The sequence below is a fragment of the Sphingobium cupriresistens LL01 genome (assembly GCF_001046645.1).
In the GTDB taxonomy this organism is placed as follows: domain Bacteria; phylum Pseudomonadota; class Alphaproteobacteria; order Sphingomonadales; family Sphingomonadaceae; genus Sphingobium; species Sphingobium cupriresistens.
Map to the genome: position 1 here is coordinate 809,479 of NZ_KQ130434.1, position 14,659 is coordinate 824,137.

General features: G+C 65.9%; 13 protein-coding genes. 3 read left to right on the top strand and 10 right to left on the bottom strand.

The genetic code is table 11. The features are described from left to right. Position 1: 1 nt before the first annotated feature. The 10 genes from V473_RS03955 to V473_RS04000 all read right to left on the bottom strand — a co-directional run bounded on the left by V473_RS03955 (position 2) and on the right by V473_RS04000 (position 10,954). On the bottom strand, positions 2-922 hold the full coding sequence (locus tag V473_RS03955) for a DNA-binding response regulator (protein ID WP_066600856.1): 921 nt from the start codon (positions 920-922) through the stop codon (positions 2-4). Next, a complete protein-coding gene (locus tag V473_RS03960) occupies positions 919-4,275 on the bottom strand; it encodes a hybrid sensor histidine kinase/response regulator (protein ID WP_066600857.1) in 3,357 nt (1,118 codons plus the stop codon). Before V473_RS03960 ends, V473_RS03955 begins: the two co-directional genes overlap by 4 nt. Then, on the bottom strand, positions 4,275-4,919 hold the full coding sequence (ureG, locus tag V473_RS03965) for an urease accessory protein UreG (protein WP_066600858.1): 645 nt from the start codon (positions 4,917-4,919) through the stop codon (positions 4,275-4,277). The genes V473_RS03960 and ureG overlap by 1 nt, the downstream gene beginning before the upstream one ends. Beyond that, a complete protein-coding gene (locus V473_RS03970) occupies positions 4,916-5,653 on the bottom strand; it encodes an urease accessory protein UreF (RefSeq protein ID WP_244884336.1) in 738 nt (245 codons plus the stop codon). The genes ureG and V473_RS03970 overlap by 4 nt, the downstream gene beginning before the upstream one ends. Then, the gene (gene ureE, locus V473_RS03975; RefSeq protein WP_066600859.1) at positions 5,586-6,095 is read right to left on the bottom strand and encodes an urease accessory protein UreE; all 510 of its coding nucleotides are present in this window, start codon (positions 6,093-6,095) and stop codon (positions 5,586-5,588) included. The genes V473_RS03970 and ureE overlap by 68 nt, the downstream gene beginning before the upstream one ends. A 79-nt stretch (positions 6,096-6,174) precedes the next feature. Next, a complete protein-coding gene (ureC, locus tag V473_RS03980; protein ID WP_066600860.1) occupies positions 6,175-7,887 on the bottom strand; it encodes an urease subunit alpha in 1,713 nt (570 codons plus the stop codon). 1 nt (position 7,888) lies between these two features. Continuing rightward, positions 7,889-8,194, bottom strand: coding sequence for an urease subunit beta (locus V473_RS03985; protein WP_066600862.1), 306 nt, complete (start codon positions 8,192-8,194; stop codon positions 7,889-7,891). After that, a complete protein-coding gene (locus tag V473_RS03990; protein WP_066600864.1) occupies positions 8,191-8,493 on the bottom strand; it encodes an urease subunit gamma in 303 nt (100 codons plus the stop codon). Before V473_RS03990 ends, V473_RS03985 begins: the two co-directional genes overlap by 4 nt. A 4-nt stretch (positions 8,494-8,497) precedes the next feature. Further along, positions 8,498-9,355, bottom strand: coding sequence for an urease accessory protein UreD (locus V473_RS03995; RefSeq protein ID WP_066600866.1), 858 nt, complete (start codon positions 9,353-9,355; stop codon positions 8,498-8,500). Between the two features lie 105 nt (positions 9,356-9,460). Next, the gene (locus tag V473_RS04000) at positions 9,461-10,954 is read right to left on the bottom strand and encodes an agmatinase family protein (RefSeq protein ID WP_066600868.1); all 1,494 of its coding nucleotides are present in this window, start codon (positions 10,952-10,954) and stop codon (positions 9,461-9,463) included. A 331-nt stretch (positions 10,955-11,285) separates the two neighbouring features. Here V473_RS04000 and V473_RS04005 point away from each other — a divergent pair, with 331 nt between their 5' ends. The 3 genes from V473_RS04005 to V473_RS04015 are packed head-to-tail and all read left to right on the top strand — an operon-like array spanning position 11,286 to position 14,578. Next, on the top strand, positions 11,286-11,867 hold the full coding sequence (locus tag V473_RS04005; protein ID WP_066600870.1) for a thioredoxin domain-containing protein: 582 nt from the start codon (positions 11,286-11,288) through the stop codon (positions 11,865-11,867). A gap of 60 nt (positions 11,868-11,927) precedes the next feature. Next, the gene (locus tag V473_RS04010; protein WP_066600872.1) at positions 11,928-12,398 is read left to right on the top strand and encodes a (2Fe-2S)-binding protein; all 471 of its coding nucleotides are present in this window, start codon (positions 11,928-11,930) and stop codon (positions 12,396-12,398) included. Beyond that, positions 12,395-14,578, top strand: a complete 2,184-nt coding sequence (locus tag V473_RS04015) for a xanthine dehydrogenase family protein molybdopterin-binding subunit (protein WP_066600876.1) — start codon at positions 12,395-12,397, stop codon at positions 14,576-14,578. The genes V473_RS04010 and V473_RS04015 overlap by 4 nt, the downstream gene beginning before the upstream one ends. The last annotated feature ends 81 nt before the right edge of the window (positions 14,579-14,659 follow it).

Sequence of the window (14,659 nt, forward strand, 5' to 3'; positions counted from 1 at the left end):
CTCAATGCGCGATCACCCGCACCGCGAAGGCGGCCGCCGCAGCCCGCGTTTCCACGCCCAGTTTCTCGAAAATCTGCTCCAGATGTTTGTTCACGGTGCGCGGGCTGATGACCAATATCTCGCTGATGACCCGGTTGGGCTTGCCGTAGCTGATCCACAGCAACACTTCGGCCTCGCGCTGGGTCAGGCCGAAATGGCTTTGGAGCCGGCCGATGTCGGCCTGCGGGTCGATATGGTTGAGGCGGATCAATATCTCGTCGCGGCGCGGTCGCCCGACGATGATGAGTTCGACCGTATCGCCCTGGCCGCTGTCCGCCTTCGCCGTCGCGCCGGGGGCGAGATCGTCGGCCAGCAGCCGTCCGACGGCGTTGCGCAGCAGCGCAGGCGGCGCGGCGTCGCCGCGCGACCAGCCCGGCGCCAGCGCCTCCATCAATTTCTCCGCACCCGGCGTGCTCCAGCTCAGCCGCCCGTCGGTTGCGACCGCGATCAGGTTCCGCCCCGTGGCGTCGAGCGCGAACTGCCCGCCCTGGGTCTGGCGCGCATTGGCCATATGCACGCGCACGCGGGCCAACAGCTCCTCGACCACGATCGGTTTGCGCACATAATCGACGCCGCCCGCCTCCAGCGCATGGACGACATGCTCGCTTTCGGTGAGGCCGGTCATGAAGATGATCGGGATCGGCGCGCCCGCGGGCATCTGCTTGATCGCGCGCGTCGTCTCGAACCCGTCCAGCCCCGGCATCACCGCGTCCATCAGGATAAGGTCGGGGGCGACATGGTCCAGCAGCTCGATCGCCGCGTCGCCGCTGGTGGCGATCAGCACGGAGATATTGGCCGCTTCCAGCGTGTCGGTCAAAAAGCGCAGCGATTCGGGCGTGTCGTCCACGACGAGGACGGTATCGGTGTGGGAAGGCGTGGTCATCGGGCGGCCCTTATGGTTCTGATCAGCCCCTTGAGGTCGAAACGGTCGAGATGGGCGAGGAGGCGTCGGGTAAGCGGGGCGGCGTCGGGCACGGTTTCCTCCAGCGCGCGGATGCTGGATTCGATGCCGCGGACATGGCCGATGATCGCCTTCTGCTCGATATCGGCCAGGATCGACGCGGCTTCTTCCGGCAGGGGCGGCATCGCTTCGTCTTCGATGGCGGGAGCAGGCGTCGGCAGCAGGTCGCCGGTCCAGCGGATGCGTAGCTGATCGGCGATTGCATCGAGCAGCGCGTCGAGATCGACCGGCTTCATCAGGAACATGTCATGCGCCGCGCGGCCATCGCCACCGCGATGGAACTCATGCGCATTGGCCGACACCATGACGATGCGGACCGCGCCGCCCAGCGTTTCGCGCAGCGCCCGGCATATGTCCCAACCCGATTCGCCGGGCATGGAGATGTCGAGCAGGACGATGTCGGGCTGTTCGCGCGCGGCGATCTCCATGCCGGTGCGTCCGTTCAGCGCCTCGAACACGATGAAGTCGAGCGGCTCCAGCAGCCCGCGCAGCACCGCCACCTGGACGGCGTCATCGTCAATCAGCAATATCTTGCGCCGGTCGCCTTCATAGCCCTTGATCGTTTCGACCGGCTGGCTGTCGGCCACGCCCGCGACATGGCCCAGCATCAGCCGCACGGTGAATTGCGTGCCTTTCTCCGCCGTGCTGACCACGGACAGGTCGCCGCCCAAAATCTGCACCAGCGCCTGGGTGATGGCGAGGCCGAGGCCGATCCCCTTCTGCTTTTGCGCATCGGGATTGGAGCCGCGTTCGAACGGATCGAAAATGCGTTTTAGATCATCGGGCGCGATGCCGATGCCGGTGTCGATGATGTCGAACGTGGCCATCTGGCTGCGATACTGGACGCGGAAGGTGACCGATCCGCTGCGCGTGAACTTGATCGCGTTGGACAGGAGATTGATCAGGATCTGGCGCAGTCGCTTTTGATCCGTGCGGACGAAATCGGGCAGTTTTTCGGGCCGCTCGTAGAGGAAGTCGATTCCCTTGGACTGCGCCTGCGGGCGGAACATATTGGCGATCTGATCGACGAAGGGAGACAGGCGCACCGTTTCGCTGCTGATGCGCAGCACGCCGCTTTCGACCTGGCTGATATCCATCAGCCCTTCGACCAGATTTGTCAGATGTTCGGCGCTGCGACGAATGACCTTGGCCGCCTCGATCGGGGCGATCTCGTGACCGCGCTCCATCAACTGGGCATAGCCGTAGATGCTGTTGAGCGGGGATCGGATCTCATGGCTGACGCTGACGAGATAGCGGCTCTTGGCGGCGTTCGCGGCCTCGGCGGCTTCCTTGGCGCGTTGCAATTCCGCGCCGGTGACGTCATGCGCGATCACCTCTTCCATCAGCTTTTGCACATGATGCTCGCTTTCCTGCATCGCGCTGCGGCGGCTCTGGTGGGCGAGGACGATCATCCAGGCGATCACCCCGCCCAGCAGCGAGAAGAGCAGGAACAGGCCCAGCATCAGGCTGGACGTCTGCGCGGCGAAGGACGGCGCGCGCCGCGCCACCTGCCAGCCGATGCCGCCCATCAGGGCGCCGTTCGCCAGGGTGATGATGCTCATGACGGCGATGAAATGCCCGACCGGGGTATGGACATAATCGGCGATCGCGCGGGGGAGGAGGCGCTCCAGCCAGCGAGCGGCCTGTTGCGTCGCGCGACTGTCGGTCTTGCACCGGTCGTGGCAGCGCGCCTCCAGCGTGCAGCAGAGCGAGCAGATCGGCGCGGCGTACATCGGGCAATGCGCCATGTCGGCGTGCTGGAAGGCGTTCTCGCAGATGATGCAGGTTTTTATATCGCTGCCTTCGGGCCAGTGCGACCGGCGCGCGATATAATAGCGGCCATGGGTGATAAGCGCGATGATCGGGGCGGTGGTGAAAGCGACCGCCATGCCGATCACCGGGGCGAAGGCGCGGGCGATGTCGCCCATCAGGCCGAAATGGGCGATGGCGGACACCGAAATGGACAGCAGCATCGCGCCGATGCCGACCGGGTTGATGTCGAACAGATGGGCGCGTTTGAACTCGATCCCGGCGGGCGACAGGCGCAGCGGCTTGGAGATCATCAGGTCCGCGGCCAGCGCCCCGATCCAGCCTGCCGCGACTGTGGCGTAGAGGATCAATATCGCCTCGATCGCGTCGAAAATGCCGACCTCCATCAGCAGCAAAGCGAGGAGCACGTTGAAGATCAGCCAGACGACGCGGCCGGGATGGCTGTGCGTCAGCCGGGCGAAGAAATTCGACCAGGCGATCGATCCGGCATAGGCGTTGGTGACGTTGATCTTCAACTGGCAGATGATGACGAACAGGCCGGTCAGGATCAGCGACAGGCCGGCATGGCCCGACATGGCGGTATAGATGCCCTGGAACATCGCGGTGGGGCTGGACGCCTCGCTCTGCAACGCCGCGCTTTTGACCAGGAAATGCGCCAGCCAGGAACCGAGCAGCAGTTTCATGCCGCCGATCAAGGTCCAGCCAGGCCCGCCCGCCAGCATCGCCGCCCACCATTTGCCTTTGCCGATCGTCTTCGCGCTGGGCAGGAAGCGCAGATAATCGGCCTGCTCCCCGATTTGCGGCAGAAGGGAGAGGAGGGTGGACAGCGCGAAGCCGAAATAGAGCAGGCTGACGCTGCCGTCCTTCGCGCCCAATTGGCCGGTGAAGCGGCTCCATTCGGCCAAGGCCACCGGCCCGGACCAGAGGATATAGGCGATCGGCGCGACCTGTAGCATGACCCAGACCCATTGGGTCGCGTTCTGGAAGCGGGTGATGGCGCTCATGCCGTAGAGCGCGATGGGGATGACCACCAGCGCGCTCGCCAGATAGGCGAGGCTCATCGGCATCCCGGTCATGGCTTTCAAGGCGACCGCCATGATCGTCGCTTCGACCGAAAAGAGCAGGAAGGTGAAGCTGGCGTAGATGAGCGAGGTGAGGGTGGAGCCGAGATAGCCAAAGCCCGCGCCGCGCGTCAGCAGGTCGATGTCCAGACCATGCTTGGCGGCGTGATAGGCGATCGGCAGGCCGATGACGAACATCAAAGCGACCGCGGCGGCGATCGCGGCTACGCTGTTGGCGAAGCCATAGGTGAGCGTGATCGACGCGCCGATCGCTTCGCAGGCGAGGAAGGCGGTCGCGCCGATCGCGGTGCCCGCCACCTGGCCCGCCGACCAGCGCCGTGCGCTGTCGGCGGTGTAGCGCAGGGCATAATCCTCCAATGTCTGGCTGGCGACCCATTTATTGTAGAGCCGTTTTTCGCGCGGGACATAGGCGGCGCGGTCCATCAGAGGCTGGCGGGATAAGGGCGCAGGCCGCCGGTCGCGACGATGAAGGCGATGACGGCGGGCAGGCCGATATTGTCCTTGAGGTTGGTGAAGAGGAAGGGGCGCTGCCCGCGCATCGTCCTGGCGTCCCTGTCCATGACGCCCAGGTCCGCGCCCACCAGCGGGGCGAGGTCGATCTTGTTGATGAGCAGCAGGTCGGACCTCGTGATGCCCGGCCCGCCCTTGCGCGGGATCTTGTCGCCGGCCGACACGTCGATGACGTAGATGGTGATGTCGGCCAGTTCGGGGCTGAAGGTGGCGGCCAGATTGTCGCCGCCGCTTTCGATAAAGATGACCTCCAGGCCGGGGAATTTGCGGATCATCGTATCGACGGCGGCCAGGTTGATGCTGGCGTCCTCGCGGATCGCGGTGTGCGGACAGCCGCCGGTTTCCACGCCCATGATCCGTTCGGGCACCAGCGCTCCGGAGCGGGTGAGAAATTCCGCATCCTCGCGGGTGTAGATGTCGTTGGTGATGGCGGCGATGTTGTAGTGGTCGCGCATCGCCTTGCACAGGCGGTCGGTCAGCGCGGTCTTGCCGGAGCCGACCGGGCCGCCGATGCCGACGCGAAGGGGACCGTTGGTGCCAGAAAGAACCGGATTCATGATCGGAACAACCTTGTATAGAGTGTTTCGTGGGAGAGGCTGGCAAGTTCGAGTTCCGGGGCGGCGGTGCCGAGGTCGTCGAGCGGGGTGGCGAGGGCTTTTGCGGCAATGGCGGGAATGGCGTGGGATAGCGCGGCCAGCGCCAGTTGGCCATCGGTCTGGCCCAGCGGCACGAGCCGGACGCCCGCCGAGACGAGATTGGCGGCGGTGGCGTGGAGCCAGCCGTGCAGCGCCGGTTCGAGCGGAATTTCGTGGACGGCGCAGGCGAGCGCCATGACCGTGGCGTGGGCGATCGGGTGATCGCCATTGCGCGCGGCGAAGGCGTCGAGCGCGGGGTGGGGCCATGCCTTGCGCGTGACCGAGAGGAAGGAGCCGCCCTGCTGGCGGCTTTCGAGCGCGGTCTCGCTGCTGCCGCGAAAGGCGGTGGCGAGTTCGGAGAGGGCGTCGAAGGCGGCATCGTCCTGCGCGGCGCGGTGGGCGTGGACGAACAGCACCGCGTCGATCCAGCCGCCGCCGCGCGCCAGCACCGCTTCGACATAGGCGGCGACATGAGCGGCCGTCGTGATGCGGCCATCCTCCACCGCTGTTTCAAGACCGTGGCTGTAGGTGAAGCTGCCCACCGGATAGGAAGGCGACGTCCAGGCGAGCAGGCGGTGGAGCGCGGCGTCAGCCAGCATGGTCGTGATGGTGGTGATCGCGGTTGTGGTCGTGGCCGTGATGATGATGATGGCCATGACCGTGGCCGTCGCCGGAATAGGCGCCGCCTTCGGGGGTGAAGGGGGCGTGGATTTTGGTGACGGTCGCGCCCAGCCCCTCCAGCATCGCGTTGATGACATGATCGTCGCGCAGGCGGATCGCGTGGGGGTGCAGTTCGGCGGGCAGATGCCGGTTGCCGATATGCCACGCGAGGCGGATCATCGCGGACGGATCGGAGGCGGTGACTTCGACCAGCGCTTCGGGTGCGGCGAGGATTTCAATGAGCCGACCGTCGGAAAGCTGCACCGCGTCGCCATGGTTGAGGACGGTTGCGCGGGCGAGGTCGAGCAGGAACAGCGTGCCATGATCGGCGGTATAGACCCAGCGGCGGCGGTGGCGCGCGTCATGATCCAGCATGATATGGTCCGCGGCGGGGCCGGACCAGTGGCCGTGGGGGAGGACGGTGTGGGCGGTCAGCATGGTGATGCTCCGAAATTGACTATAATGTGCTCCCGCCTGCGCGGGAGCACATTGCTGTATCGGGTTGGCGCGGCACCCATCAGAACAGGAAATATCTTTGCGCGAACGGCAGGACGCTGGCCGGTTCGCAGGTGAGGAGTTCGCCGTCGGCGCGGACTTCATAGGTTTCGGGGTCGACCTGAATATCGGGCATCGCGTCGTTCAGGATCATCGACGCCTTGCCGATGCCGCTGCGGGTGTTGCGCACGGCTTCCAGCGGGCGGGCGAGGTGGAGCCGTTCGCCAATCCCATCGGCGATTCCCGCCGCCGATACGAAATGCAGCGACGACAGGGCACCAGCCCGGCCCATGGCGCCGAACATCGGGCGGTAATGGACCGGCTGGGGCGTGGGGATGCTGGCGTTCGGGTCGCCCATCGGCGCGGTCGCGATGCTGCCGCCTTTGATGACCATGTCAGGCTTCACCGCGAAGAAGACGGGGGACCACAGCACGAGATCGGCGAGCTTCCCAACAGCGATTGATCCCACGATATGGCTGATGCCATGGGCGATCGCCGGGTTGATCGTATATTTGGCGATGTAGCGTTTGACGCGGAAATTGTCGCTGTCGGCATCGTCCGATCCCAGCGACCCGCGCTGCTGCTTCATCTTGTCCGCACTCTGCCAGCAGCGGATGATCGTCTCGCCCACGCGCCCCATCGCCTGGCTGTCCGACGACATCATCGAAAAGGCGCCCAGATCGTGGAGAATATCCTCCGCCGCGATCGTCTCCTTGCGGATGCGGCTGTCGGCGAAGGCGACATCCTCGGCGATGCGCGGGTCGAGATGGTGGCAGACCATCAGCATGTCGAGATGTTCCTCGATCGTGTTGACGGTATAGGGCCGGGTCGGGTTGGTGGAGGAAGGCAGGACGTTGGGCAGGCCCGCGACCTTGATGATGTCGGGCGCATGGCCGCCGCCTGCACCCTCGGTATGGAAGGCGTGGATGGTGCGCCCCTTGAACGCGCCGACCGTGCTTTCGACGAAGCCCGCTTCGTTGAGCGTGTCGGTATGGATCGCGACCTGGATGTCATAGTCGTCGGCGACCGACAGGCAGCAATCGATCGCGGCCGGGGTCGTGCCCCAATCCTCGTGCAGCTTGAGGCCGCAGACGCCCGCGCGGATCATCTCCTCCAGCGCTTGGGGCTGGCTGGCATTGCCCTTGCCGAACAGGCCGAAATTCATCGGCATGGTTTCCAATGCCTGGAGCATCCGTCCGATATGCCAGCCGCCGGGCGTACAGGTGGTCGCCAGCGTGCCGTGCGCCGGGCCGGTGCCGCCGCCCAGCATGGTGGTGATGCCCGCATTCAGCGCCTCGTCCACCTGCTGGGGGCAGATGAAATGGATATGGGCGTCGATCCCGCCCGCGGTCAGGATGCGGCCTTCGCCCGCGATGATCTCCGTACCCGGCCCGATGGGAATGGTGACGCCGGGCTGGACGTCCGGGTTGCCCGCCTTGCCGATCGCAGCGATCAGGCCGTCGCGGATCGCCACGTCGCCCTTCACGATACCCCAATGATCCAGGATCAGCGCATTGGTGATGACGGTGTCGGGCGCGCCGTCCGCCCGGCTCATCTGGCTTTGCCCCATGCCGTCGCGGATCACCTTGCCGCCGCCGAACTTCACTTCCTCGCCATAGATGGTCCGGTCTTCCTCGACCCGGATGATGAGGGAGGAATCGCCCAAGCGCACGCGGTCGCCGGTCGTGGGGCCGAACATGCCGGCATAGGCGCGGCGGGTCATGGTTACGGGCATGTCAGAGCTTCCCCATCATATCGCCGCGGAAGCCGATGACGATCCGGTCGCCGGCATAGGGAATGAGCTGCACGTCGCGCGTCTGGCCAGGCTCGAAGCGGACGGCAGTGCCCGACGGTATGTCGAGCCGATAGCCGCGCGCCGCTGCCCGATCGAAGACCAGCGCCGGGTTGGTTTCGGCGAAATGATAATGGCTGCCGACCTGGATCGGCCGGTCGCCGCTATTGGCGATAGTGAGGGTGACGGGGACACGCCCCTCGTTGAGCAATATGTCGCCGCTGGCGGGGATGATCTCGCCGGGGATCACCGGATCGGCCTGTGCACGGTGACCAGCTTCGTGCCGTCGGGGAAGGTCGCCTCGACCTGTATGTCGTGGATCATCTCGGCTATGCCCTCCATCACCTGATCGCGGGTCAGCACATGGCCGCCGCTCGCCATCAATGCGGCGACCGACTGGCCGTCGCGTGCGCCCTCCACCACATGGTCGGTGATGAGCGCGATCGCTTCGGGATGGTTCAGCTTCACCCCGCGCGCCAGCCGGCCGCGCGCGACCATCGCGGCCATCGCGACCAGCAGCTTGTCCTTTTCCCGCCCCGTGAGATTCATGGCCCTAGCAGTAACAGATGGTTGGCATGGTTGGCGACAATCCGAAAATGGCGGCGCGCAATATGCCCGCCGCGCGCATCACATCCTTGCGCAGCGCCTGCGGATCGGCGGCGGTCAGACGCAGGATCAACAGGCCGTCGAAGCTGGTCGCGCCGTTGCCCGGTCCTTCGAACAGGCTGCGCGCCAGGTCGAGATAGTCGCCTGCGTCCGGGCCGGCATAGACAAGCGTGGCGATCGCGGTGGCGTCGCCGAAGCCGAAGGGCGCGCGGCCCTGGCTTGCGAAATCGCCTTCGACATGGAGCGTGTCGGCCCAGACCAGCCGCCCGTCGCACCGGATGCGCCAGGCGTCGTGGATCAGGCCGCTGGCATAGATTTCCCCCATCGCGCCGCGCCCCAGCACCAGCATCTCCATCGCCAGCATCCGCGCGTCGGGCGCAAGGTCCGCTTCGAGCGTGCGCCGCATTCGGCTGCGGTCGAACAATATCGCCTCCTGCGCCAGCCATTCGCAGGTCGCGCCCGCGCCGATGCTGATGCGGGTGTCGATGCGGGTCGGTTCGTCCTCGTCCAGCGCGCGGTACAGCTTTTCGGCTGCCTGCGGCACGATCGTCGCCGCCGCGCCGGGATCGACGATGATGTCGAGCGCCAGCCGATCGCCGCCGGTCAGGCCGCCGCAGGTGGTGACGGTGACGGCCAGGGGAAAATCACCCTCGCGCCCATCGGGGAACAGCAGCCGCGCCGGCGCCACCTGCATCATGTCGCGGACGCCGCGCGGGGAAAAGGCGACCATGGCGCGCCCGTCCACCCGCTGGTGCCGGGACTTGGGCGGCACGGTGATGGCGCGTTGCACGGTCATGTAAGACATGTGGTTAGCGCAGGCAGGTCGCGACATGGGGCATATGACGTATGTAACGAAAAGGGTGGCCCGCGTCCGCCAGCTACCCCTCCGCATTCATTCGCAATAACCCGATCAGGTCGTCGGCCGACGACCGCCCCGCGCGAAACCGGGATCGACCTTCTCCGCCTTGCCGTCCTTGGCCGCCTTGTCGCCATAAAAGGGTTGGCCATGCTCGGTCGTCAGGTCGGACAGATAGCCCGCCTGCCTGATCCCCTTCTTGCGCATCGCCACCCCGGTCAGGCAGGCGTGCATGATGAAATTGGCGTTCAAGGCGCTGCGATAGGTCGGGTCCAGCACGGGGGCGAGTTCGACGATCTCGAAACCCACCAGGTCATTTTCCGCGCACAAACGGCGCACGATCGGGATCGCCTCCCGCATCGTCAGCCCGCCGGGGACCGGGGTGCCGGTGCCGGGGATGAAGGCGGGATCGAGCACGTCCACGTCGAAGGAGACGTAGAGCTTCTTGCCACTCTCCCGCGCTTCCTTGAGCGCGCGTTCCATCGTCGCGGCCCATCCATTCTTCTCGACCTCCGGCATCGCATGGTAGCGCACGCCATTGTCGCGCATCCATTCAAAGCCTTCCTTCTCCGGCCATGGCCCGCGCAGGCCCACCTGGATATAATTCTTGCCCAGCACATGGCCTTCCTTGACCGCGCGATAGACCGGGGCGCCATGGGTGATGAAATGGACACCGCCCTTGCCCGCATCATAGTGGGAATCGAAATGGACGACGCCGAAACTGCCCTTGCCATGGACGTCGGCTATCCCTGCGACATCGCTATATTCCAGGCTATGGTCGCCGCCGACGATGAAGGGGATCGCGCCTGTGCGGGCGATTTCGGCGACCCGTTCTCGGACATGGGCGACGGTGCGCTCGGTCGACATATTGTCGACGGCGATGTCGCCATAATCGACGATCTTCAATTCCTTGGACGGATCGACCATCGTGTACATGTCGATGCCGCCCGCGCCATATTGGGTGCGCATCGCGGACGGCCCGCCCTTGGCCCCGCGATAGCCGGATCCCATGTCCAGCGGGGCGCCGACGATCGCGACATCGACCTTGCCCGCGACCAGATCTTCCGGGAAGATCGCGACCGGCGCGCCGGCGAAGGTCGCGATGCCGCCGCCATAAACGCCGCCGCCGCGACCATGGGCGTAATAGCTGAGTTCAAACGGCCCCGGTTCGCGCTTGGGGTCAAGTCCAGCGGGACGACGCAGCTTCCAGCCGTTGAAATTTTCATTGTCAGTATCGAGCGGGATCGCCGCCATGTCGGTCTTGGCGTTGAACTTTGATGCTGCCACCGCGTCCATCATCGCCTCGATATAGGCGCTGATTTCTTCCGGTGTCTTGGTCGCCAGCCGCTCGAACAATTTGTCGTAGGAGCCGGCGAACATCTCGGCCGGGTCGGAAGTCAGGAAATCGCGCTTGTCCTTGGACAGTGTCTTGATCTTGGCTTCCAGCGCGGCGGGCACGGTGGGCTTGTCATTCTGGGCGACGACCGCCGCCGACGAAATCACCGTGGCGGCGAGCAACGCGCCCAGCAGCGCATGTTTCAGCCTCATCGCATTACCCCCTTTTAACGCCCCTGACCTTTGTCACGGAAGCTAGGGGCGGGCGGCGGAGCGGCAATGGGGTGAACGACGTAGCATTGCGCGCTTACCCCGATATGACGGCCCGGACCCGTAAGGAGTCCGGGCCGGAGCAAGCCGCTATGGGAGAGGCTTTTTGCGTGCTTGCTGCGAGGCGGCCTGCGCCGCCCAAAGGGTTCCTGCGAACGACCCTGCGTCCGGCATAGCGGGATGCCCGGCCGAGGCCCTACGTCAAACGCCCTATCGAGCGGCGCGGATCGCCGGGTTAGCGCCATGCTCCAATGTCTGTGAGCATGACCGCCTGGTGCTGATCGCGTCTCTCTTCCTCCTCTGGATCATCGTCATCCTGCTGGTCGTGGCGGTGGTCGCGCTGGCGCGCCAGGTGCGGCTGTTGCAGGATCGCGCCATGCCGATCGCGCAGCGCGCCGGCCTGCCCGGTCCCGGCGGCGCGGCCCCGGTGGTCAGCGCGCCGACCCTGGCCGGGGACATGCTGACGATCGGCGGGCCGAGCGCGGACGGGCGCGCGCTGCTGCTGCTGTTCATCCGCCCCGATTGCCCCGCCAGCCGCGCCGCGATCCGCGACGCGCTGGCGCTGACCGATCGCAAGCGGCTGCGGCTGCTGTTCCTGGGGGAAGGACGGGCGGAAGATTATGGCGACATGCTGCGCCAGCATCATATCCGCGACACCGACGTCATCATGAGCGCCGAGGTGATGCGCGATTTCCGGTCCGGCGACCGACCGTCCGCCGCGCTGATCGACGCGCGCGGGCGGCTGCTGGCGCGCGGCGTGGTGGAGGCGCGGGACCAGCTCGACGCGTTGCTGGTCCATGTCCAGCCGCGCCCGGTCGCGCGCGACAGCGGGGATGTCGTATCGCTGCTGTCATGACGACTGGACAGACGCGTGCGGATGCGCCTCTAATGGCGGTAAAAGAGACGGGGTAGACATATGGCGATCAGCTTCACGGTCAATGGTCAGAAACGACAGGTCGATGGCGACGCCGCCAAGCCCCTGCTCTGGGTGCTGCGCGAGGATCTCGACATGGTCGGCACCAAGTTCGGCTGCGGCGCGGGACTGTGCGGCGCCTGCACGGTGCATGTCGGCGGCGACGCGGTGCGATCCTGCCAGACGCCGCTTGGCGATGTCGCCGGCAAGGCGATCACCACGATCGAAGGCGTGCAGACGGGCGATCCCGGCAAGCGCATCGCCGCCGCCTGGGTGAAGCATGACGTGCCGCAATGCGGCTATTGCCAGGCCGGGCAGATCATGAGCGCCACCGCTTTGCTCGCGACGACGCCAAAACCCAGCGATGAAGAGATCGATGCGGCGATGATGGGCAATCTCTGCCGCTGCTCCACCTATGTGCGCATCCGCGCCGCGATCAAGGACGCCGCCGGCATTCAGGACGTGCAGGCATGAGCGCCGCTGCTCTTTCGCGCCGGGGCTTCATCTCCGCTTCGCTGCTGGCGGGCGGCGGGTTGTTGTTCGACCTCAACGTGCCGCTGGCGCGGGCGGCCGACGGGACACCGGTGATCCTGACCGCCTTCATCCGCATCCTGCCCGACAACCGCGTCGTCATCGGCGCGAAAAATGCGGAGATCGGGCAGGGCGCCAAGACGATGCTGCCGATGATGATCGCCGAGGAACTGAGCGTCGACTGGAGCCAGGTGACGATCGAGCAGACCCATGCCGACGCCAAGGTCTTCGGCGGCCAGAGCGCGGGTGGGAGCCGCACGACGCCGCGCGAATGGCTGCCTACGCGACAGGCGGGCGCAGCGGCGCGTGCGATGCTGGTCGCGGCGGCGGCGCAGGGCTGGGGTGTCGCGCCTGAAACGCTGAAGACGGCGGGCGGCACAGTCAGTGATCCAAAATCAGGCAAGTCGGCGACTTATGCTTCGCTCGCCACGGCGGCGGCGAAACTGCCCGCGCCTGATCCGGCGACGCTCAAGCTGACGGACCCCGCCGATTTCCGCATCATCGGCCAGTCGGTCGTGGGCGTCGACACCCCCGCCATCGTCGCGGGCAAGCCGCTGTTCGGCATCGATTTCAAGCTGCCGAACATGCTCTACGCCGTTCTGGAAACCTGCCCGGCGTTCGGCGGCACGATCAAGTCCGTCAATCTGGACGAAGTGAAAGCGTTGCCCGGCGTGGCCCATGTGCTGCCGATCAAGGGCGACGGCACGCCGGAATCCGGCTTTGATGGCGTCGCCATCCTCTCGAAAAGCTGGTGGAGCGCCAACCAGGCGCGCGACGCGCTCAAGATCGACTGGGATGTCAGCGCGGTCAGCGGTTTTTCGACCGAAAGCTATGCGAGCGAGGCGGCGGCGAAGCGCAAGGGCAAGGCGGATGCCGAGATCGTCCGCACCGGCGACGTCGATGCCGCTTTCGCCAGCGCGGCCAGGACGGTCACGGCCGACTATGACTATCCCTTCCTCGCGCATGGGACGTTAGAGCCACAAAATTGCACCGCTTTGTTCAAGGACGGCGCGGTTGAAATCTGGGCGCCGACGCAAAATCCCGAAAGCGGGCGCGGGCTGGTGGCCAAGGCGCTGAACCTGCCGCCCGAAAAGATTCGCATCAACTTCACCCGCATCGGCGGCGGCTTCGGTCGGCGGCTGATGAACGATTATATGGTGCAGGCGGCGTCGATCGCCGCGCAGGTGCCGGGCGTGCCGGTCAAGCTGCTGTGGAACAGGCAGCAGGATATCCAGCGCGATTTTTATCGCCCCGCCGGCTGGCACGGTTTCCGCGCCGCGCTCGACAAGGGCGGCAAGCTGACCGCCTTCCACGATCATTTCGTCACCTTCGGCAAGGATGGCAAGCCGGTGCGATCCGCGGAAATGCCCGCCAGCGAACTGCCCGCCGGTTTGATCGACAATGTCCTGCTGGAACAGAGTTTCCTTTCCACCAACATGCCGACCGGCTGGCTGCGCGCGCCCGGCTCCAACGCGCTGGCCTTCGTCACCCAGGCCTTTCTCGACGAGGTCGCGCAGGCGGCGGGCAAGGATCTGCCGACCCTCATGCTGGAGCTGCTACGCGATCCAAAGGAACTGCCGCGCGGCCCCAACCAGCCGCCCTTCGTTACCGCCCGCGCGCAAGGCGTGATCGAAAAGGCGCTCGCCATGGGCGGCTGGGCGACGCGCAAGGCGCTGCCCAGGGGCACGGGCAAGGGCTTCGCCTTCTATTACAGCCATATGGGCTATTTCGCCGAAGTGCTGGAAGTGGCGATCGTCGATGGGATGCCCAAGGTGAAGACCGTCTGGGTCGCGGGCGATGTCGGCAGCCAGATCATCAACCCGATCAACGCGCTGCATCAGGCGCAAGGGTCTGTGATCGAGGGGCTGGGTCAGGCGCTGGCCGGTCAGCAGATCACCCAGGTCGCCGGCGCGGTGGAGCAGGCCAATTACGATACCCACCCCTATCTGCGCATCGCCGATGCGCCGCGGATCGTGGTGGAGTTCGTGAAGACCGATTATCCGCCCACCGGCCTGGGCGAACCCGCCCTGCCGCCGGTCATCCCCGCCCTGGTCAACGCCATCCACGCCGCGACCGGCAAGCGCATCCGCACCCTGCCGGTTACGGCGGAGATGCTGGTTTAATAGGCCTCGTTGCTATCGCCGGGGGCTGCACCCATGCGTCATTTGACGTAGGTGGACGAGTCCGCAGGATCGTCATAACCT